The sequence below is a fragment of the Kibdelosporangium aridum genome, assembly GCF_900176515.1.
Lineage (GTDB): Bacteria > Actinomycetota > Actinomycetes > Mycobacteriales > Pseudonocardiaceae > Kibdelosporangium > Kibdelosporangium aridum.
This window is the reverse complement of sequence record NZ_FWXV01000001.1, coordinates 564,647-583,236: the sequence shown is the minus strand read 5'-3', so window position 1 is coordinate 583,236 and position 18,590 is coordinate 564,647. Positions and strand designations below refer to the sequence as shown.

19 protein-coding genes are annotated in these 18,590 nt (G+C 65.9%); 10 read left to right on the top strand and 9 right to left on the bottom strand.

What is annotated here, in order from left to right:
* Positions 1-27: 27 nt before the first annotated feature.
* From B9C43_RS02150 to B9C43_RS02140, 3 genes are read right to left on the bottom strand one after another with little or no spacing between them, the layout of a single operon-like run.
* Entirely contained in the window at positions 28-795 is a 768-nt protein-coding gene (locus B9C43_RS02150; RefSeq protein ID WP_084424344.1) for an SDR family NAD(P)-dependent oxidoreductase, read from the bottom strand.
* Positions 792-2,093, bottom strand: a complete 1,302-nt coding sequence (locus B9C43_RS02145; protein WP_084424343.1) for an enolase C-terminal domain-like protein — start codon at positions 2,091-2,093, stop codon at positions 792-794. Before B9C43_RS02145 ends, B9C43_RS02150 begins: the two co-directional genes overlap by 4 nt.
* A gap of 1 nt (position 2,094) precedes the next feature.
* Positions 2,095-2,952, bottom strand: coding sequence for a fumarylacetoacetate hydrolase family protein (locus tag B9C43_RS02140; protein ID WP_033380951.1), 858 nt, complete (start codon positions 2,950-2,952; stop codon positions 2,095-2,097).
* 225 nt (positions 2,953-3,177) lie between these two features.
* On the opposite strand from B9C43_RS02140, the gene B9C43_RS02135 reads away from it, so the two are divergent.
* The 6 genes from B9C43_RS02135 to B9C43_RS02110 all read left to right on the top strand — a co-directional run bounded on the left by B9C43_RS02135 (position 3,178) and on the right by B9C43_RS02110 (position 8,422).
* Positions 3,178-3,783, top strand: coding sequence for a PadR family transcriptional regulator (locus B9C43_RS02135; protein WP_084424342.1), 606 nt, complete (start codon positions 3,178-3,180; stop codon positions 3,781-3,783).
* A complete protein-coding gene (locus tag B9C43_RS02130; RefSeq protein WP_160096251.1) occupies positions 3,780-4,601 on the top strand; it encodes an alpha/beta fold hydrolase in 822 nt (273 codons plus the stop codon). Before B9C43_RS02135 ends, B9C43_RS02130 begins: the two co-directional genes overlap by 4 nt.
* A 63-nt stretch (positions 4,602-4,664) precedes the next feature.
* Positions 4,665-5,891 carry a serine hydrolase domain-containing protein gene (locus B9C43_RS02125; protein ID WP_084424340.1) on the top strand — a complete coding sequence of 409 codons (1,227 nt, stop codon included), beginning with the start codon at positions 4,665-4,667 and terminating at the stop codon, positions 5,889-5,891.
* Between the two features lie 91 nt (positions 5,892-5,982).
* Positions 5,983-6,423: a nuclear transport factor 2 family protein gene (locus B9C43_RS02120; RefSeq protein WP_160096249.1), complete on the top strand. Its 441-nt coding sequence runs from the start codon at positions 5,983-5,985 to the stop codon at positions 6,421-6,423.
* Position 6,424: 1 nt separating this feature from the next.
* Positions 6,425-6,883 (top strand): nuclear transport factor 2 family protein, encoded by a 459-nt coding sequence (locus B9C43_RS02115; RefSeq protein ID WP_084424338.1) that lies wholly within the window; start codon positions 6,425-6,427, stop codon positions 6,881-6,883.
* Positions 6,884-6,949: 66 nt separating this feature from the next.
* On the top strand, positions 6,950-8,422 hold the full coding sequence (locus B9C43_RS02110) for a serine/threonine-protein kinase (RefSeq protein ID WP_143446037.1): 1,473 nt from the start codon (positions 6,950-6,952) through the stop codon (positions 8,420-8,422).
* A gap of 43 nt (positions 8,423-8,465) precedes the next feature.
* Here the strand turns inward: B9C43_RS02110 and B9C43_RS59545 are convergent, their stop codons facing one another.
* Both B9C43_RS59545 and B9C43_RS02100 read right to left on the bottom strand, forming a co-directional pair.
* Complete coding sequence (locus B9C43_RS59545; RefSeq protein WP_084424336.1) at positions 8,466-9,110, bottom strand: collagen-like domain-containing protein; 645 nt, start codon at positions 9,108-9,110, stop codon at positions 8,466-8,468.
* 98 nt (positions 9,111-9,208) lie between these two features.
* Positions 9,209-9,874 (bottom strand): TetR/AcrR family transcriptional regulator, encoded by a 666-nt coding sequence (locus tag B9C43_RS02100; protein WP_033380957.1) that lies wholly within the window; start codon positions 9,872-9,874, stop codon positions 9,209-9,211.
* A gap of 43 nt (positions 9,875-9,917) precedes the next feature.
* Between B9C43_RS02100 and B9C43_RS02095 the strand changes: the two genes are divergently transcribed.
* The 4 genes from B9C43_RS02095 (at position 9,918) to B9C43_RS02080 (ending at position 12,709) form a co-directional block, all read left to right on the top strand.
* A complete protein-coding gene (locus B9C43_RS02095) occupies positions 9,918-10,340 on the top strand; it encodes an ATP-binding protein (protein WP_033380965.1) in 423 nt (140 codons plus the stop codon).
* A complete protein-coding gene (locus B9C43_RS02090; protein ID WP_084424333.1) occupies positions 10,337-11,104 on the top strand; it encodes an RNA polymerase sigma factor SigF in 768 nt (255 codons plus the stop codon). The genes B9C43_RS02095 and B9C43_RS02090 overlap by 4 nt, the downstream gene beginning before the upstream one ends.
* A 108-nt stretch (positions 11,105-11,212) precedes the next feature.
* On the top strand, positions 11,213-12,040 hold the full coding sequence (ku, locus tag B9C43_RS02085) for a non-homologous end joining protein Ku (RefSeq protein WP_084424332.1): 828 nt from the start codon (positions 11,213-11,215) through the stop codon (positions 12,038-12,040).
* Between the two features lie 54 nt (positions 12,041-12,094).
* Entirely contained in the window at positions 12,095-12,709 is a 615-nt protein-coding gene (locus tag B9C43_RS02080) for a TetR/AcrR family transcriptional regulator (RefSeq protein WP_084424331.1), read from the top strand.
* Here B9C43_RS02080 and B9C43_RS02075 read toward each other — a convergent pair.
* From B9C43_RS02075 to icmF, 4 genes are all read right to left on the bottom strand, one after another.
* Positions 12,696-13,667, bottom strand: a complete 972-nt coding sequence (locus B9C43_RS02075; RefSeq protein ID WP_235038397.1) for a beta-ketoacyl-ACP synthase III — start codon at positions 13,665-13,667, stop codon at positions 12,696-12,698. The two genes, B9C43_RS02080 and B9C43_RS02075, sit on opposite strands and share 14 nt — an antisense overlap.
* Before the next feature lie 65 nt (positions 13,668-13,732).
* Positions 13,733-14,383, bottom strand: a complete 651-nt coding sequence (locus B9C43_RS02070; protein WP_200825401.1) for a TetR/AcrR family transcriptional regulator — start codon at positions 14,381-14,383, stop codon at positions 13,733-13,735.
* A gap of 71 nt (positions 14,384-14,454) precedes the next feature.
* Entirely contained in the window at positions 14,455-15,312 is an 858-nt protein-coding gene (locus B9C43_RS02065) for a 3-hydroxybutyryl-CoA dehydrogenase (protein WP_327222020.1), read from the bottom strand.
* A gap of 22 nt (positions 15,313-15,334) precedes the next feature.
* A complete protein-coding gene (gene icmF / locus B9C43_RS02060; RefSeq protein WP_084424329.1) occupies positions 15,335-18,559 on the bottom strand; it encodes a fused isobutyryl-CoA mutase/GTPase IcmF in 3,225 nt (1,074 codons plus the stop codon).
* Between the last annotated feature and the right edge of the window lie 31 nt (positions 18,560-18,590).

Sequence of the window (18,590 nt, the reverse complement as noted above, 5' to 3'; positions counted from 1 at the left end):
TCTCACTGGAAGCGTTGTCGGTCCGGTCTATTGCTGGGCCGGCGGCCGCAGCCGCAGGCCGTGCATGCCGCCGTCCACGGCAAGCACCGTTCCCACCGTGGCGCCCGACAACGGGCTGGCCAGGTAGGCGATCGCGTTCGCGACCTCGTCGGCCGACACCAGACGGCCCGTAGGTTGACGCGCGTTCAGTGCGGCCCGTTCGGCCGCGGGGTCCTCTGCTTGGTCGAGCAACCTACTCACCCACGGCGTGTCCGCTGTGCCGGGGGCGACACAGTTGACCCGGATGCCCTCGCGGACGTGATCGGCCGCCATCGCCAGGGTGAGCGCGTACACCGCTCCCTTGCTGGCCGAGTACAGCGCACGCTGCGGCAGGCCTGCCCAAGCGGCAATGGAACACGTGTTGACAATCGCGGCAGCCGGGGACTTTCGCAAGTGCGGCAACGCATGCCGCGCGACCCTGGCCATGCCGACCACGTTCACGTCCAGCACGCGCAGCCACTCGTCGTCGCCGTTCGCCGCGACGTCGCCGATCGCGCCGATTCCGGCGTTGTTCACCACGATGTCCAGCCGCCCGAAGCGTTCGACGACCGCGTCGACGGCCGATTTCACCTGGGCGTCATCGGTGACGTTGGTCTCGAAGCCTGCGATGTCCTCGGGCAGGCCGTCCGGCTTCAGGTCCAGCGCCGCGACCTTCGCTCCCCTGCCGCTCAGCAGTTTCGCGGTGGCCAGGCCGATGCCTGACGCGCCACCGGTGACGATCGCGACCAAGCCGGCGAAGTCACTGAAGTCGCTCACGAGTTCTCTCCTGTCCACTCAGGACCATCCGGGAAACGGTAGCGGCGGAGGGTTGCGTCGTGCATGCGTGCGGAGAAGCCGGGCTTGCGTGGCGCGAGGTAGTGCCCGCCCCGCACGATCGCCGGGTCGGTGAAGTGCTCGTGCAGGTGGTCGACCCACTCGATGGCCCGGTCGGCCTTGCTTGCGGACACCGCGACGTAGTCGAACATCGACAGGTGCCGTACCAGCTCGCACAGGCCGACGCCACCGGCGTGCGGGCAGACCGGCACGCCGAACTTGGCTGCCAGCAACAGGATCGCCACGTTCTCGTTGACGCCGCCGACCCTGGCCGCGTCCAGCTGCAGCACTCCCAGTGCCTTGGCTTGCAGCATCTGCTTGAAGACAACGCGGTTCTGCACGTGCTCGCCGGTCGCGACCTTGATCGGCGCGATCTGTTCGGCGATGGCCTGGTGGCCGAGGATGTCGTCCGGTGACGTCGGCTCCTCGATCCAATACGGGTTGAACGGGGCCAGTGCGCGCATCCACTCGACCGCGATCCCGACATCCCAGCGCTGGTTGGCGTCCACCGCGATCCGGATGTCGTCGCCGACGGCCTGCCTGGCCAGCCGCAGGCGCCGGATGTCGTCGTCGAGGTCGCCGCCGACCTTCAGCTTGATCATGTCGAAGCCGTCCGCGACGGCCTGTTTGGACAGGCGAACGAGCTTGTCGTCGGAGTACCCGAGCCAACCGGGCGAAGTCGTGTACGCCCGATACCCGTTGGCCAGGATCTCGTTCGCTCGTTCGGCTTTGCCCGCTTGCGCGTTGTTCAGGATCTCGTACGCCTCGTCCGGCGTGATCGCGTCCGTGAGATACCGGAAGTCGACGAGACCGACGATCTCCTCCGGCGTCATGTCACTGAGGAACTGCCAGACCGGCTTGTCCGCGCGCCGCGCCGCGAGGTCCCATGCGGCGTTGACCACCGCGCCGACCGCCATGTGCGCGACGCCCTTCTCCGGGCCGAGCCAGCGCAGCTGGGAATCGCCAACCAGTTGCTGGGACAGGGAAGCCAGCGCTGCGGCGTCCTGCGGCACCGGCAAGCCGACCACGTGACTTTCCAGGGCACGGATCGCCGCTGCCTGGACGTCGTTGCCACGGCCGATCGTGAACGCGAAGCCGTACCCGTCCGGGCCTTCGTCGGCGTGCAGCACGACGTAAGCCGCGGAGTAGTCCGGGTCCGGGTTCATCGCGTCCGAGCCGTCCAGCTCACGTGATGTGGGGAATCGGACGTCGAGGACGTCCATACCGACGATATGGGGCATGTCAGGCCTGCCCCACGTTCTGCCGCTGGCGGCCGAGACCTTCGATCTCCAGCTCGACCACATCCCCTGCTCGCAGGTACGGCTTGGGTTCGGGCTGGCCGAGCGCGACACCTTGCGGCGTGCCGGTGTTGATCACGTCGCCGGGCCGCAGAACCATGTACTGGCTGAGGAAGTGCACGATCTCGGCGACCGGGAAGATCATGTCCTTGGTGTTCGAGTCCTGCTTGAGCTCGCCGTTGACCCAGGTCTTCAACGCCAGGTCCTGCGGGTCGCCGACTTCGCTCGCCGGCTTGAGCCACGGGCCGAGCGGGTTGAACGTCTCGCACGACTTGCCCTTGTCCCACTGACCGCCCGGGCGCTCGAGCTGGAACTCGCGCTCGGAGACGTCGTTGGAGATCGCGTACCCGGCGATGTGCTTCAGCGCCTCTTCGGGCGAGTCCAGGTAGCGCGCGGTCTTGCCGATCACGACGGCCAGTTCGACCTCCCAGTCGGTCTTGGTGGACTTCCTGGGGATGAGGACGTCGTCGTACGGACCGACCACACAGCCCGGGTCCTTCATGAAGATGACCGGCTCGCTCGGCGCGGGTGCGCCCGACTCTTTGGCGTGCTCGGCGTAGTTCATCCCGATGCACACGACCTTGACAGGCAGTGCGATCGGCGCGCCGATCCGCAGGCCGGTACCGTCCAGGGTTGGCAGCGAACCGGCGGCAAGGGCGTCAGCCACCCGCTGGATCCCGTCCCCGGCCAGGAAAGCACCATCGATGTCGCCGGTCAGCCCACTGATGTCGGACAGCGTTCCATCGTCGGCACGAACAGCGGGCCTCTCCTCGCCGATCGCGCCGAGGCGCATCAGGTGCATGTCGGTTCCCTTCCTCCCCGCCCGGCAAGACATCCGATGTATATCCCTTAGGAGTCCCGCTCGTCCAGTCCTGTGACCTCATCGAAAGCTGAGAAGTCCGATGACTGCGGATGAGCTGGGGCTCTTTCTTCAGAAATCGAACAAACTCTGACATCGGCCACATCTGCAAATAGTTGACACTGACTATTCGGAGATGGATAGTTAGAGTTGACTGAAGGGTGGACGATGAGCCGCAACCGAAGCACCGCCAACCTGCTCGGCCTGGCCGTGCTGTCCTATCTGACGCAGGGACCGCGGCATCCATACGAGTTGAGCCGCGAAATGCGCGGCCACGGCGACGAGCGCAGCATCAAGTTCAACCACGGCTCGCTGTACATGGTTTTCCAGCAGCTGACCAAGGCCGGGTTCATCGAGCCCGCGGGCAGCAGCCGCGAAGGCCAGCGCCCGGAACGCACCGAGTACCGGCTGACCGAGGCAGGCCGCACCGAACTGGGCGTGTGGCTGAACGAACTCGTCGCCGAGCCGCGGCACGAATACCCCAGCTATGTGGCGGCGTTGTCGTTGATCGCCGCGCTGACGCCGACGGAAGCTGTCGCCGCACTGCGTCGACGGCTGGAGGGTCTGGCGAGGCAACGCGCTGAGGCCGTGGCACTGATCGAGCAAGCCGACGCGGATGGCGTCCACCCGCTCTTCCTCGTCGAAGAGGAATACCGACGGGCCCAGCTGGACGCCGACATCACCTTCACCGAGCGCTTCATCGCCCGCATCGAAGACCCCGACGACGGCTGGGCACCGCAATGGAACGAATTCCACCGGAGACATACGCCATGACAGACATCAAGTACCGCACTATCGGACAGGGACCGGGCATCGTCGTTCTGCACGGCGCGATGTGTTCCGGGTACGACCACTTACAGCTCGCCGAGGCAATGGCCCATCGGCACACCGTCCACCTTGTCGACCGACGCGGGCGCGGCCTGAGCCAGAACGCGCCCCCGGGCAATCGAATCGCCACCGAAGTAGCCGATCTCGGCGCCGTTCTCGCCGCAACCGGTGCGCAGGACGTTTTCGGTGTCAGCTCAGGAGCCATCGTTTGTCTCGAGGCCGCCCGCGTCCTCCCGGCGATCCGCCGGGCGGCGATCTTCGAGCCACCGTTGTTCCCCGGCCGTGATGTCCCAGCCGCCTTCGCGGCAACCCTCAATCGCCACCTCGACCGCGGCCGCACAGCCTCAGCCCTGGTGACAGGGATGAAAGGCGCCCAGATGGGCCCGGCTTTCCTGCGTGCCATACCGACGTGGCTGCTCGCACCGCTCATCGGCGCGGGTGTGCGGGCTGAACAACGCAAGCCGCCCACGGATTATTTGACGATGGCCGCGCTGGCGCCGACGCTGCGCCAGGACTTCACCATCGTGACCGAAGCCAGCGGTCCCGCCGACCGGTTCGCCACGATCACGGCGGACGTCCTGCTGCTTGGCGGCAGCGAAAGTCCCTTGTACTTGAAGGAAGCGCTCGACGTCCTGGGAAAGGCGATCCCGCACGCTACCTTCCGCGAACTGGCCGGAGCCGATCATTCCGCCGCGTCGAACACCGACCGGCGCGGCCGACCTGGTGATGTGGCCGAGGCGCTGCTCAGTTTCTTCGCTGCGTGACCATTGGCGCTTCGGTGGACCAAATGATGGGATGTAGCCCCCGGTCCACGAAGGAGCAGGCCGATGTCGATCCATGGGACGCATGAGCCGGAGTTCGTTGAGGTACTGGCCGAATTCGAGCGGAACTTCGCCGAACGGGGTGAGATCGGGGCATCGGTCAGCATCACAGTCGACGGCAAGACGGTCGTGAACCTCTGGGGCGGCGTGGCCGACCCAGAGACCGGCGCCGAGTGGACCGAGCAGACCCTGGTCGACGTCTGGTCGTGCACCAAGGGCGCGACCGCTCTGTGCGCGCACATCCTGGCCGACCGCGGCGAGCTGGACCTCAAAGCACCCGTGGCCAAGTACTGGCGGGAGTTCGCACAGAACGGCAAGGACGGCATCCTCGTCCAGCACGTGCTCGACCACCAGGCCGGTCTGTCAGGACTACGGGAGCAGCTGCCCGAGGGCGCGTTCTACGACTGGGACCTGATGACCGACGCACTGGCCGCCGCCGAGCCGTTGTGGACGCCGGGTACCACCCACGGCTATCACGGCCTGACCTTCGGGTTCCTGATCGGCGAGGTCGTCAGGCGGGTGTCCGGGCGCACTCTTGCCGAGTTCTTCGACGCCGAGGTCGCCGGCCCGCTGGAGCTCGACTTCTGGCTGAGCCTGCCGGAGGACCAGGAGTCCAGGGTCGCGCCGACCATTCCGCCGGATCTGACCAAGCCAGGGACTCCGGTACCGAGCCTGTACATGCTGGCGATGAGTGACCCGACGTCCATCCCCGGCTTGATGATGTTCAACACCGGCGGCTACATGGTGCCCGGCGAGTTCAATTCCCGGCGGGCACACGCGTCGACGATCGGCTCGGTCGGTGCCGTCACCGATGCTCGTGGCCTCGCCGGCATGTATCGGCCGCTCGCGTTGGGCGGGACGTTCGGCGATGTCCGGCTGGTCAAGCCGAACCAGGTCGCGGTGATGGGCCAGGTGACGTCCGCGTGTGCGGTCGACGCCGCCGTGCTGGTGCCGACCAGGTTCGCCAGCGGGTTCCTCAAAACCGTCGACAACCGGCATCTGGCACCCAATGACCAGGAAGGCATTCTGCTGGCCGAGGACGCGTTCGGCCACAGTGGGATGGGCGGGGCACTGGGCTTCGCCGATCCGCGGGCCCGGCTCTCCTTCGGTTACACGATGAACCAGCAGGGACCTGGGATCGGAATCAACGAACGCGGCCAGTCCTTGGTGGACGCGACATACCGGGCATTGGGGTATCACCAGGTCACCGAGGGCGGTTCCTGGTTTCGCTGATCGGCAACCGGCTGGCACGTTGGTGCCGTTCCCTTGAGAAAGTCACTAACATTGACTATCACTGAGTGCGGGTCAACGATGGAGGTTCTCCGTGTCAGACGCGACACCGTCCCAAGTGGTCAGTCAGTTGATCGAGTTCTTCGCCGCCAAACAGTTCGACAAGGCAGCCGACCTTTATTCCGACGACGCGGTCCTCGTTCTGCCGCTCGCGCAACCAAATGCGCCGATCATGGTCGGCGGCGCCGGTATCCGGAAGATGGCGAACGCCAGCAAACCGGTGATGTACGAGGACATCCACGTCCGGAATCTGAAGATCCGCACGACGGCCGATCCCGAAGTGGTCATCGCGGAATGGGACTACGCCGGTGTCAGTCCCGCGACCGGCAAACCCTTCGAGACCGGCAATCTCATCATCACCAGGGTCCGTGACGGAAAGATCGTGTCCTCACGCGACTACCACGACCACGTCGTACGCGCCTGGATCTCCGGCGACTTGGACACGCTGCTGGCACAGCTTGCGGAGGGGAACTGAAATGGCAACACCGGCCGAGGTCGTCACGAAGCTCATCCACGAGTTCGCCAGCACGGACTTCTCCCGTATCCCTGATCTGTACGCCGAGGAGTCGGTCACCGAGGTCAGGTTCTACCTGCCGAGCCCGAACCAGCTGGAGGGCTCCGAGGGCATCAGGCGCGCGACGACCACCCAGATGGACCAGACAAACCTGGTCAACGTGGAAGTACACGACCTGGTCATCCACGAGACCGGCCCGACCGAGGTCGTCGCCGAATGGGAGTACCGGGGCTTCAGCGTGGCAACCGGTGAGGCGTACAGCATCTACAACGCCATCGTGACCAACGTGGTCGACGGCAAGATCGTGAGCTCGCGGGACTACCACAACACCGTCGCGCTGTTGCGTAACGCGGGCCGCCTGCCCGAATTGCTTGAAACACTGGGCAAGCCTGCAACCTGGGACGAACGAGTCAATCAGTAACGGTGACCATCTGGCTGCCCGAAAGGACAGTCCGGGCGGGCTGCCGTGCTGGAACACTGCGCCGTCATGCGGCAGATCGGCAGCGGGCGGTACACGCTTGTCCGCGAACTGGGTCGTGGCGGGATGGGCGTGGTCTGGCTGGCCGAAGACACCGTTCTCGGCCGCCCGGTCGCCGTCAAGGAACTGATCGTGCCGGAGAGCGAGCGCGGCCCGTACCAGGAACGCGTTCTGCGTGAGGCTCGGATCGCCGGCAGGCTCGCGAACCCCGGCATTGTCCGGGTGTACGACCTGATCAGGGAAAACGACGACACCTTCATCGTGATGGAGTACGTCAAGGCGCCGACCCTGACCGAGCTGGTCGAACGCGACGGGCCGATGCCGGTCGCCAAGGCCGCGAGGCTCGCCGCACAACTGCTGTCCGCGCTGGAGGCCGCCCACGAGGCGGGCATCGTGCACCGGGACGTCAAGCCCGGCAACGTCATGGTGCCCGCGAAGGACTCCGCCAAGCTCACCGACTTCGGCATCGCTCAGTCCTTTGAGGACCCACGGCTGACCACGACCGGCATGCTGATCGGCTCGCCCGCGTACATGTCGCCGGAACGCCTCGAAGGCGGCGAGGTGTCGCCCGGGTGGGATCTGTGGGCACTGGGCGCGACGCTGTTCTTCGCCGTCGAGGGCTTTTCGGCGTTCCAGCGTGCCAACACCTCGGCGACCATGCTCGCGGTGATGACCGAGTACCCGCAGCCGCGGCTGAGCCACGGCCCGATGGCGCAGCTGATCATGGGCTTGCTCGAGCGTGATCCCGAGCGCCGCCTGGGCACGCACCGCGCGCACACCTTGCTCGAGGAGGCGCTGAGCCAGGAGCCCGTTGATCCGCCGACCAACCGGCTGGCGCCCGTCGCGAAGCCCAGGAACCGCAAACCGCTCTACACGGCGTCGATCGCGGTCGTGCTGGTGGCCGCGTTCGTGGTCGCGGTGATCTTGTCGCTGAACTGGGGATCGGAGCCGAACAACGCCTCGCCGAGGCCCACGTTCTCCTTCACCGTGCCGACCAGCACGACGACGACCGCGCAGGCGCAGGCGACGTCCAAGGCGATGGTGCCGGTGATGACCCACGGTTCCGGCGGCGACATCCCGGACCTGTCCGGCGCGATGATCTCCGGTGAATGCCTGAACTGGGTGCCGAGGAAGGGCGCGAAAGACCCGGACATCGACGCGGACGTCGGCTGCTTCGGCCCGCACGACGTGGAGGTCCTCGAACAGGACTGGGCCAACCGCGAGCTGGAGAAGGACGTCCCGTATCCGCCCTTCGAGAAGCTCGTGGCAGAAACGACCAGCATGTGCACGCGGATCTTCCTGTCCGAGGCCGTGCCGGTGCCGAACAAGGAGGAGACGCTGAAGTTCTGGGTCATCGTGCCCAACACCGAGGCCTGGAAGGTCAAGACGAACGACGGCTACCGGATGTCGAACCGGCTGACGTACTGCTTCGTCGGCAAGGCGGACGGCTCGAAGCTGACCGAACCCGTGATGGCGCGCTGAGCCACCAGGCCCGGCCGGGCTGCGGTCCGGCCGGGCCTGTCTGTCAGGAAGCGTTGGCGCAGATGGCGAACACGTGGAAGGTGCGGTTGCCGCCGCCGGTGTTCTGCACGTCGACGAACCAGCCGGAATGCCGCACTCCGGAGACCTCGAAGTCGTACGAGTGCGACTCGACCAGCTCGAGGAACGTGCTGTTCAACGTGGCGCCACCACCGAAGACCCGCTTTCCTTGCGGGCAGTCGATGTTGCCGGACCGGAACGAACCGTTCGGGCTGTCGATCGGGGCCGAGATCCGCTCGTAGCCGGTGATTCCCGTTGGCCCAGCCGGTCCCTGTGGGCCTTGGGGACCCTCAGGGCCGGTGTCGCCCTTGGGTCCCGTGGGACCCGCTGGTCCTGTCGGTCCGGCGGGACCTTCCGGTCCTGCGGGGCCTGCCGGACCGACAGGGCCTTGTGGCCCGGCTGGGCCTTGGGAGTTCCACTCGAGTGGTTTCTCGAGCAGCCCGCAGTTCTGGGTGGGGGCGATGACCCGAAGCAGGCCCGTCGCACCCACGCATCCCTTGATCGTGGTGGCGCCCGGCTGGGCGGCCGCGACTCCCGTACCGATCAGCAGCACGGCGCCGACGGCCGTACCGCCGCGCAGCAAAGTTCGCCTGATCCGGTGATTCCTGTTTGTACTGTCTGAAGTGGTCATGCCCAAGACGATGAGCCGATCGGACCAGCAATCCACCGGCGAAGGGGCCAGCCGAGCGCGCCGCAGGTTCGCCCCTTAGGGCTGCCGGAAGGGATGTATCAGGACTGCTCGACGCCCGGGCCGTAGATCGTGCGCAGCCAGATCGTGCTCAACGTGTCGACGATGTCCGCGTCCCACTTGGCCGACTTCTTGGCCATCGACTGGTGGTAGCAGACGTGCTCGTTCATCAGTACGAGCGCCCTCGCGATCGTCTTGGCCGACGGCGGTCCGGCGATCGCAAGCCCGGCCCTGCGCTCGCTCTCGATCTGCACGGCAGTCGATCGCATGAACCGCCGCGCCACCTCTACCCACAGCTGCGCCAAGCGCGGGTCGCTCTCCCTGCCGCGCACCGACGCTCGCAGCACCGGGCCGTGCTTGCGCCACAACGCCACCGTCGCCGTCAGCGCGCGGCGGACCGCGACGCTGGGAGTCTCGTCACTGCGACGGAACCAGACGATGCCGGAGTGGTAGATCTCGCGCAGAACCCGCTCGGACAGCTCGTAGAGCACGGCTTCGCGTGATTCGAAGTGGAAGTAGAACGTCGATCGGGACACACCGGCGCCCGCGGTGAGCTCGTCGATGCCGATTTCGTGCATCGACCGTTTGGCCAGCAGCCGTGCCGCGGTGTCCAGGATGGCCTGCGACGTCAAGTCACCCTTGCTCGGCTTGCGGGCCTCATCACCTTCGCCTGACTCCGTCCGGTCAGGCTGGCGGCGGACCGTCATGCCGACATTCTTGCAAACGTTCGTAAGCACTACAGTTGTGCGGGTGACGAAGCCAGAGCAGCCGGACCCGTCCGGCGACGAGATCGAGGTCAGGGTCGCTGCCGACGCGGCGCAGCTACCGATGCTGCGCGCGATCACCTCCGCGGTGGCCATGCGCCAGGACTACGACCTCGACTCGATCGCGGACCTGAAGATGGCGGTCGACGAGGCCTGCTCGATGCTGGTGCTCAGGGCGATCACTGGCTCGATCCTGACCGTCCGGTTCACCCCGAAGAACGAGATCAAAGTGGTGGCCACGGTGCTGTCGGACAGCGACGAGTGGCCGGACACCAGCATGTTCTCGTGGCACGTGCTGTCCACGCTGACCGACTCGCTCGAAGCGGGCGTCACGCAGGCACCCGCCGACCCCGGTGGCCACGGCCTGTGGATCGAGCTGACCAAACGCAACGGGCTGGTCAACGAGTGAACCCGCGCGGCGGCTACGACCATCTCGCCCCGCTGTTCGAAGAGCTCGCGTCGTCGCCGAAGAACAGCCCCAAGCACGCGGAGCTGCGGGAACGGCTCGTCACCGAACACCTTCCGGTCGCCGAGCACATCGCACGCCGGTTCAGCCACCAGGGCGCGCCACTGGAGGACCTCGCGCAGGTCGCCAGGATCGGCCTGATCAACGCGGTCGACCGGTTCGACCCCCAGCACGGCTCGGACTTCATGTCCTACGCGGTGCCCACCATCATGGGCGAGGTCCGGCGGCACATCCGAGACACCAGCTGGGCGGTGCACGTCCCACGCAGGCTCAAGGAGCTGCGGCTGTCCATCGGCAGCGCGGTGACCGAGCTGTCGCAACATCTCGGCCGGGCCCCGACGCCGAGCCAGATCGCCGAACACCTGGGGATCAGCAGGGAAGAGGTGTTCGAAGGCCTCGAAGCGACCAACGCGCACCACTCGCTGTCGCTGGACTACCTGCTCACCGACGACCCGGACTCAGCGTCATTGGCCGACACACTCGGCGCCGACGACCCCGAACTGAGCGTGGTCGATGCCCGTGAAGCGCTGTATCCGCTGATCAAGAGGCTGCCCGAGCGGCAGCAGAAGATCATCACGCTGCGGTTCTTCGGCAACCTGACGCAGACGCAGATCGCTGATCGGCTGGGGATCAGCCAGATGCACGTGTCCCGGTTGCTCGCCAAAAGCCTCGACACGCTGCGCGCCAGCCTGTCCAACGACGGCTGAAGCACGGGGCACTTGATTGCGTGAAGATCCGGGCCGGTACCTGCTGACCTGCGGCTATTTGGTCCATTGGGGTTGCGAAAAGGCTTCAGGATAGGTACCAAAGCCACTATGAGACCCGTGTGGCGAGGTGCCATCTCATTCGGGCTGGTGACCATCGCCGTCCGGATGTTCGGCTCGACCGAGGAGCACGACTTCCGGTTCCACCAGGTCCACCCCGAGGACGGGGGTCGGATCCGGTACAAGCGCGTCTGCGAGATCTGCGGCAACGAGATCGAATACCGCGACATCGCCAAGGGCTACGAGCTCGAAGACGGCCGCGTGGTCATCCTGACCGACGAGGATTTCGACAAACTGCCGGTCTCGACCGACAAGTCGATCCAGGTGCTGGAGTTCGTGCCGACCGAAGAGGTCGATCCGATCTTTTTCCAGAAGACGTACTACCTCGAGCCCGACAAAACCGCAGGACGTCCGTACGTCCTGTTGCGACAGGCGCTTGAGGACACCGATCGGCACGCGGTCGTGAAGATCACCATCCGGCAGCGTGAGTCGCTGGCCATCTTGCGCGCCCGCGATGATGTGCTCGTTCTGCACACCATCTTCTGGCCGGACGAGATCAGGAAACCCGATTTCGGATTCCTTGATCAAGATCTTGAGGTGCGCCCGCAGGAGCTGAAGATGGCCACTTCATTGATCGACAACATGGCCGGTTCGTTCAAACCGGAGCAGTTCACCGACGAATACCGCGACGCGATGGCGGAGCTGGTCGCGGCGAAGGCCGAGGGTGCCGAGCTGCCAGAACGGCCGGAAGAGGAAGATCAGGGCGATGTGATCGACCTGATGACCGCTTTGGAACGCAGTGTCGAACAGACCCGCGCGAAGTCCGAGGCGAAGCCCGCGCCGAAGAAGAAGAGCAAGTCCGGTAAGCGAACAGCCTGACATTCAAAGCCACCTCATTCCACGCCGACATGCGCGGCATGGAAGAGTAAAGGCATGAGTTCTGCTTCCGAACCACGCTGGCGACGACTCGAACCAGATGCTCGGCGGGAACAGATCCTCGTCTGCGCTATCCGCCTATTCGGTGAACGGCCGTACCCGTCGGTGTCGACAACGGACATCGCTGGTGAAGCAGGCGTCGCGCGCGGCTTGATCAACCACTATTTCGGCACGAAACGCGATCTTTATCTGGAAGTAGTCCGTCGAATGGTGACTATTCCCAGTTCAGCACCGCAGACAGCGCATCCGGGCACTTTGGAGGAGCGGATCGACGCGAGTGTGAGCTGGTTCCTTGACCGGGTGTTGCGGCACAGCAAAACGTGGCTCGTCGCGGTCGGTGGAGTAGGGCACGACGCGGATGTCGAACGGATACTGGCGGAGGCGGACGAGTACGCGGCCGATCGCGTACTGGAATTTGTCGGTCTGACTGAGGTGCACGAGCACCGCGAACAACTACGCGCGATGGTCAGGGCGTACGCGGCCATGGTGAAAGCGGCCGGGCGGGAATGGGTGATGGGCAACCACCTCAGCCGCGACCAGGTTCACCTGCTGCTCAGCCACACCTTGCTGACGCTGGTGCGGGACACGTTCCCCCAAGTCAGGGCAAGGTGACCACCTGCGCGGCGTAGCTCAGGCCCGCGCCGAAGCCGATCAGCAGCGCGAGCGAGTCCCGCTCGATCGCCTTGGCCTCGATAAGCCGTTGCAGGGCAAGGGGAATCGACGCGGCCGAAGTGTTGCCGGACTGGACGACGTCCTGCGCGACAACGGCACCCGGCGCCCCGATCTTCTTGGCCATGGCATGGATGATCCGCAGATTCGCCTGATGCGGCACGATCGCGGCCAGATCACCCGGCTTCACTCCGGCCCGCTCGCACGCGGCTAGCGCGATCGGGTGAACTTCCATGGTGGCCCAGCGGAAGACGGCCTGGCCCTCCATGTGCATGCCGCGGGTGAAGTCCGGAATGCGGATCAGGTCGGCGCCCTGGCCGTCACTGCCCCAGACCACCGGTCCGATCCCCGGTTGCGCCGACGGGCCGACGACAGCGGCGCCGGCGCCGTCACCGAAAAGGATGGACGTTCCCAGATCCGCCGGATCGACCCAGGCGGTCATCCTTTCGGTGCCGACAACAAGGACGTATTCGGCGGAACCGTTGCGCACCACATCCGCCGCGACTGTCAGCGCGTAGCAGAAACCCGCGCACGCCGCGTTCAGGTCGAAGGCGCCCGCCATGCGTGCGCCGATCCGATGCGCGACTTCTGAGGCCGCGTCCGGTATCGGACTCTCGGCACTGCAGCTGGCGACGATCACCAGACCGATTCGCGACCCTTCGACACCGGAATTCGCCAACGCCTGCTGCCCGGCCGCGATCGCCATCTCCTGCACCGTTTCGGCGGCACTGGCCTTGCGCAACGACACGATGCCGGTGCGCCCTCGTACCCACTCCCCCGTCCGCCCGAACCGCTTGGCGGTTTCCTCGCTGGTGATCACAGTCGATGGCTGGTAGGCACCGAATCCGATGATCCGGGCACCGGCGACCGGCGTGACCTGCCGAAGGCGAGAAATTTTCACAGCAGAAACTCCACCCATGGGCACATCCTGGTGGCTACCAATGAGTAAGAGCGTCATCCTCAGGTCTATGTTTTCGGCGGTGTCGCCGCAGGCCCCATCAATACTGCCAAGTAACTTCTCGCGAATGCGCGAACAGAGTCGTCATCGTCCAGTGGAATGCAACTGTCCGGGGTGAGCGTGAACGAGATGGCAAGCCTTACGAAAAGCTCCGCGACACCCGCCGGATCCCGCCCGTCAACCGGCTTGTCACCACCTGGCAGCCCTTCTGCCTGGCTGACCAGGAAATCGCGGGCGGCGGCCACCACAAGCCCGCCATTGACAGTGAGATACGGCAACAACGCTTCCGGGTCAGTGGACAGAAGGCGGGACAACAACGGGTCACGCCGGGTATACCGCATCCCCACGACAAAGCCTTCGACCAGCCGTTCCCGCGCGGTCGGCAACTTGTTGACGGCCGCGGCGATACTGCCGAAGAACCGGCGCGACTCCCGAACCAGAACAGCCTGAACAAGTACGTCTTTGTTCTCAAACCGCCGGTACAAGGTCGCACGGGACACACCGGCGCGTTTGGCAACGGCGTCGACGTTCGTGCGTCGCAGGCCGTAGTCGAGGAACTCGGCAAGGGCCGCGTCGAGAATGCTCTCGCTGACCGGATCACTCACCAGCCCAGCCGTGAGCACCAGGTCGAGCAGGGCATTCGGCTCAGCGGAAGTCACACCGAACAGCCTAGAACCCTCGTGAGTGTTCAGTCCGGTCAGAACCGGCGTGAACACTCACGAGGGTTCTGTCAGTACTGGAAGAAGCCGCGGCCGTTCTTCTTGCCCAGCAACCCCGCGTCCACCATGCGCAGCAGCAATGGCGGGGGCGAGTACAGCGGCTCCTTGAACTCGGCGTACATCGACTCCGCGATCGCCTTGGTGGTGTCCAGGCCGATCAGGTCCGTCAGGTGCAGCGGCCCCATCGGGTGCGCGCAGCCCAGGACCATGCCGTTGTCGATGTCCTCCGGCGAGGCGAAGCCCGATTCGAGCATCCGGATCGCCGACAGCAGGTACGGCACCAGCAGCGCGTTGACCACGAACCCGGCGCGGTCCTGCGAGCGGATCACCTGCTTGCCCAGCGCGGACGTCACGAACTCCTCCGCACGCGACTGCGTCTCGGCGCCGGTCAGCAACGACGGCACCAGCTCGACCAGCTTGAGCACCGGCACCGGGTTGAAGAAGTGCACACCGATGACCTGCTCGGGCCGGTTGGTCGCCATGCCGAGCTTCATGATCGGAATCGATGAGGTGTTCGACGCGAAGATCGCCGTCTGGTCCTCCACGACCTTGTCCAGTGCCGTGAAGACGTCCGTCTTGATCTGCTCGTTCTCCGCGACCGCCTCCACGGTGAACTGGCGGTCGGCCAGCTCGCCGATGTCGGTGCCGAAGTGGATCCGGCCGAACGCCGCTTCCCGCTCCTGCGCCGACAGCTTGCCGTTGCGGACGCCGCGGTCGAGGGACTTCTCGATCCGCGCCTTCCCGGCAGCCAACGCGTCCGCCGACGCCTCGGTGACCTTGACGTCAAGCCCGGAGCGCGCACACACCTCCGCGATACCCGAGCCCATCAGACCACAGCCGATCACACCCACGCGGCGGATCTCGCTCACGCTTGTCCCTTCACTCATAAGCTCACACATTACGGCGGTATTGACCGCCCACTTCGAAGAACGCCTCGGTCACCTGGCCGAGGGTGCACACCCTGGCCGCCTTCATCAGCTCGGCGAAGACGTTCTCGCCCGAGACCGCCGCCGCGCGCAGCCGCCGCAAGGCCTCCTGGGCCTCGTCGCGGTGCTTGGCCTGAAAGTCACGGGTCCGGTCGACCTGCGAGCGCTTCTCCTCCTCGGTCGCCCGGGCGAGCTCGATCTCGATCGGCTCCTCGGAGCCGTTGTCCGGCAGGAACGTGTTCACGCCGATCAGCGGCAGCGAACCGTCGTGTTTGCGGGTCTCGTAGAGCATTGACTCGTCCTGGATGCGCCCGCGCTGGTAGCCGGTCTCCATCGCGCCGAGCACGCCGCCGCGGTCCGACAGCCGGTCGAACTCGGCCAGCACGGCCTCTTCGACCAGGTCGGTCAGCTCGTCGATGATGAACGAGCCCTGCAGCGGGTTCTCGTTCTTCGACAGGCCCCATTCCTTGTTGACGATCAGCTGGATCGCCATCGCCCGGCGCACCGAAGCCTCGGTCGGGGTGGTGATCGCTTCGTCATAGGCGTTGGTGTGCAACGAGTTGCAGTTGTCGTACAACGCGCACAGGGCCTGCAGTGTGGTGCGGATGTCGTTGAAGCTCATCTCCTGCGCGTGCAGCGACCGGCCCGAGGTCTGTACGTGGTACTTGAACTTCTGCGAACGCTCGTTGGCGCCGTAGCGCTCGCGCATCGCGATGGCCCAGATCCGCCTGGCGACCCGGCCGATCACGCTGTACTCGGCGTCCATCCCGTTGGAGAAGAAGAACGACAGGTTCGGCGCGAAGTCGTCGATGTGCATGCCACGCGCGAGGTAGGACTCCACGTAGGTGAAGCCGTTGGCGAGCGTGAACGCGAGCTGGCTGATCGGGTTCGCCCCGGCCTCGGCGATGTGGTAGCCGGAGATCGACACCGAGTAGAAGTTGCGGACCTTGTTCTGGATGAACCACTCCTGGACGTCCGCCATCATCCGCAGCGAGAACTCGGTGGAGAAGATGCACGTGTTCTGGCCCTGGTCCTCCTTGAGGATGTCGGCCTGGACCGTGCCGCGCACGTTGGCCAGCGCCCACGCGGCCAGCTCCTCGTGCTCCTGCTCGGTCGGCTCACGGCCGTGCTCGGCGCGGAACGCGTCCACCCGCTGGTCGATCGCGGTGTTCAGGAAGTACGCCAGGATCGTCGGCGCGGGGCCGTTGATCGTCATCGACACCGATGTGGTGGGCGAGGTCAGGACGAAGCCGTCGTACAGCGCCTTCATGTCGTCCAGCGACGCGATGGACACGCCCGAGGTACCGATCTTGCCGTAGACGTCCGGCGGGGTGTCCGGGTCACGGCCGTAGAGCGTGACCGAGTCGAACGCGGTCGACAGGCGCGTCGCCTCGGAACCCTGGGACAGGTACTTGAAGCGGCGGTTGGTGCGGAAGGCGTCACCTTCACCGGCGAACATCCGCGCCGGGTCCTCGCCTTCCCGCTTGAACGGGAAAACGCCCGCGGTGAACGGGAACCTGCCCGGCAGGTTCTCCTTGCGCAGGAACCGCAGCACTTCGCCTTCGTCGTCGAACGCGGGCAGCGCCACGCGCGGGATCTTGCTGCCCGACAACGTCTCCCTGACCAGCGGCGTGTGCAGCTCCTTGCCGCGGATCTTCACCACGAGCTCGTCGCCGGTGTAGTCCTCTTTGGTCTTCGGCCACTGCGCCAGCAGGTCCTTGGCTTCCTGGTCGGCCTTCTTGGCAGCGGCGGCGACAAGGCCGTCGACGTCCGTTGTGGACAGATCGGCGCGGGCGAGCGCTTCCTTGGTGGCCTCGAAGTGCTTCAGTTCGCGGACCGCGGCGACCTGCTGGTCGGTGCGCTCGTGATAGCCGCGGATCGTGTCGGCGATGTCCGACAGGTACCGGGCGCGCGAAGCCGGGACCACGGTCGCCGCGGACGTGGAGGTCTTGTGGCCGACGACCGGCAGGGTGCCCTCGCTGACGGTCAGCCCCTTCTCCACCAACGCGTCACGCAGATATTGGTAGAGCGCGGTCACGCCGTCGTCGTTGAAGGTCGCGGCGCTGGTGCCGAAGACCGGCATGTCCTCCCATGACTGGCCGAACGCCTCACGGTTGCGCACCATCTGGCGCCCGACGTCGCGCCGGGCATCCTCGGCGCCCCGGCGCTCGAACTTGTTGATCGCCACGGCGTCGGCGAAGTCCAGCATGTCGATCTTCTCCAGCTGCGACGCGGCGCCGAACTCCGGCGTCATCACGTACAGCGAGAGGTCGACGAACGGCACGATCGCCGCGTCACCCTGACCGATACCGGGCGTCTCGACGATGATCAGGTCGTAGCCGGCGGCCTTGCACGCGGTGATCGCGTCGGCCAGACCATCTGGAACCTCAGCACCGGCACGGCGCGTGGCCAGCGAACGGAAGAAGACGCTCTCCCCATCGACGCTGTTCATCCGGATGCGGTCGCCCAGCAGCGCGCCGCCGCCACGGCGACGCGTCGGGTCGATCGCGAGGACGGCGACGCGCACCTTGTCCTGCTGGTCCTGGCGGAAGCGGCGGACGATCTCGTCGGTCAACGAGGACTTGCCCGATCCACCGGTGCCCGTGATGCCGAGGACCGGCACCTGGCGGCTTGTGGTCAGGATGTCCTTGTCGAAGACACCGGCCTCGATCTGGGTGATCGCCCTGGCCAGCACGTCCTGCTGGCCGCTGAAAAGCCCGTCCCACGTCTGCGGCGCGCGGTCGGCCAGCGGGTAGTCACAGGCCTCGACCATCGTGTTGATCATCTTGGCCAGCCCCATCTTCTGCCCGTCGGCAGGCGAGAAGATGTGCGCGACACCGCGCGAGTGCAGCAGCTCGATCTCGGCGGGCACGATCACGCCGCCCCCGCCGCCGTAGACCTTGATGTGCCCGGCGCCCCGCTCGTTGAGCAGCTCCACGAGGTACGAGAAGTATTCGACGTGCCCGCCCTGGTAGGCGCTGATCGCAACGCCCTGGACGTCTTCCTGGATGGCGGCCGCGACGACTTCCTTGACCGAGCGGTTGTGCCCGAGGTGGATCACCTCGGCGCCCTGGGACTGCAGGATCCGCCGCATGATGTTGATCGCGGCGTCGTGGCCGTCGAACAAGCTGGCCGCCGTGACGAACCGGACCGGGTTCGCCGGCCGGTGCAAAGGCGCCTGAGGGGTCATGAGAATAGTTTGACGTCCAACCTTCTCGCAG

Excerpts from the sequence above, each read along its gene's own strand:
- B9C43_RS02145 (WP_084424343.1), bottom strand. The coding sequence starts at position 2,093 with ATGCCCCATATCGTCGGTATGGACGTCCTCGACGTCCGATTCCCCACA.
- B9C43_RS02140 (WP_033380951.1), bottom strand. The coding sequence starts at position 2,952 with ATGCACCTGATGCGCCTCGGCGCGATCGGCGAGGAGAGGCCCGCTGTT.
- B9C43_RS02135 (WP_084424342.1), top strand. The coding sequence starts at position 3,178 with ATGAGCCGCAACCGAAGCACCGCCAACCTGCTCGGCCTGGCCGTGCTG.
- B9C43_RS02130 (WP_160096251.1), top strand. The coding sequence starts at position 3,780 with ATGACAGACATCAAGTACCGCACTATCGGACAGGGACCGGGCATCGTC.
- B9C43_RS02125 (WP_084424340.1), top strand. The coding sequence starts at position 4,665 with ATGTCGATCCATGGGACGCATGAGCCGGAGTTCGTTGAGGTACTGGCC.
- B9C43_RS02115 (WP_084424338.1), top strand. The coding sequence starts at position 6,425 with ATGGCAACACCGGCCGAGGTCGTCACGAAGCTCATCCACGAGTTCGCC.
- B9C43_RS02110 (WP_143446037.1), top strand. The coding sequence starts at position 6,950 with ATGCGGCAGATCGGCAGCGGGCGGTACACGCTTGTCCGCGAACTGGGT.
- B9C43_RS59545 (WP_084424336.1), bottom strand. The coding sequence starts at position 9,110 with ATGACCACTTCAGACAGTACAAACAGGAATCACCGGATCAGGCGAACT.
- B9C43_RS02100 (WP_033380957.1), bottom strand. The coding sequence starts at position 9,874 with ATGACGGTCCGCCGCCAGCCTGACCGGACGGAGTCAGGCGAAGGTGAT.
- ku (WP_084424332.1), top strand. The coding sequence starts at position 11,213 with ATGAGACCCGTGTGGCGAGGTGCCATCTCATTCGGGCTGGTGACCATC.
- B9C43_RS02080 (WP_084424331.1), top strand. The coding sequence starts at position 12,095 with ATGAGTTCTGCTTCCGAACCACGCTGGCGACGACTCGAACCAGATGCT.
- icmF (WP_084424329.1), bottom strand. The coding sequence starts at position 18,559 with ATGACCCCTCAGGCGCCTTTGCACCGGCCGGCGAACCCGGTCCGGTTC.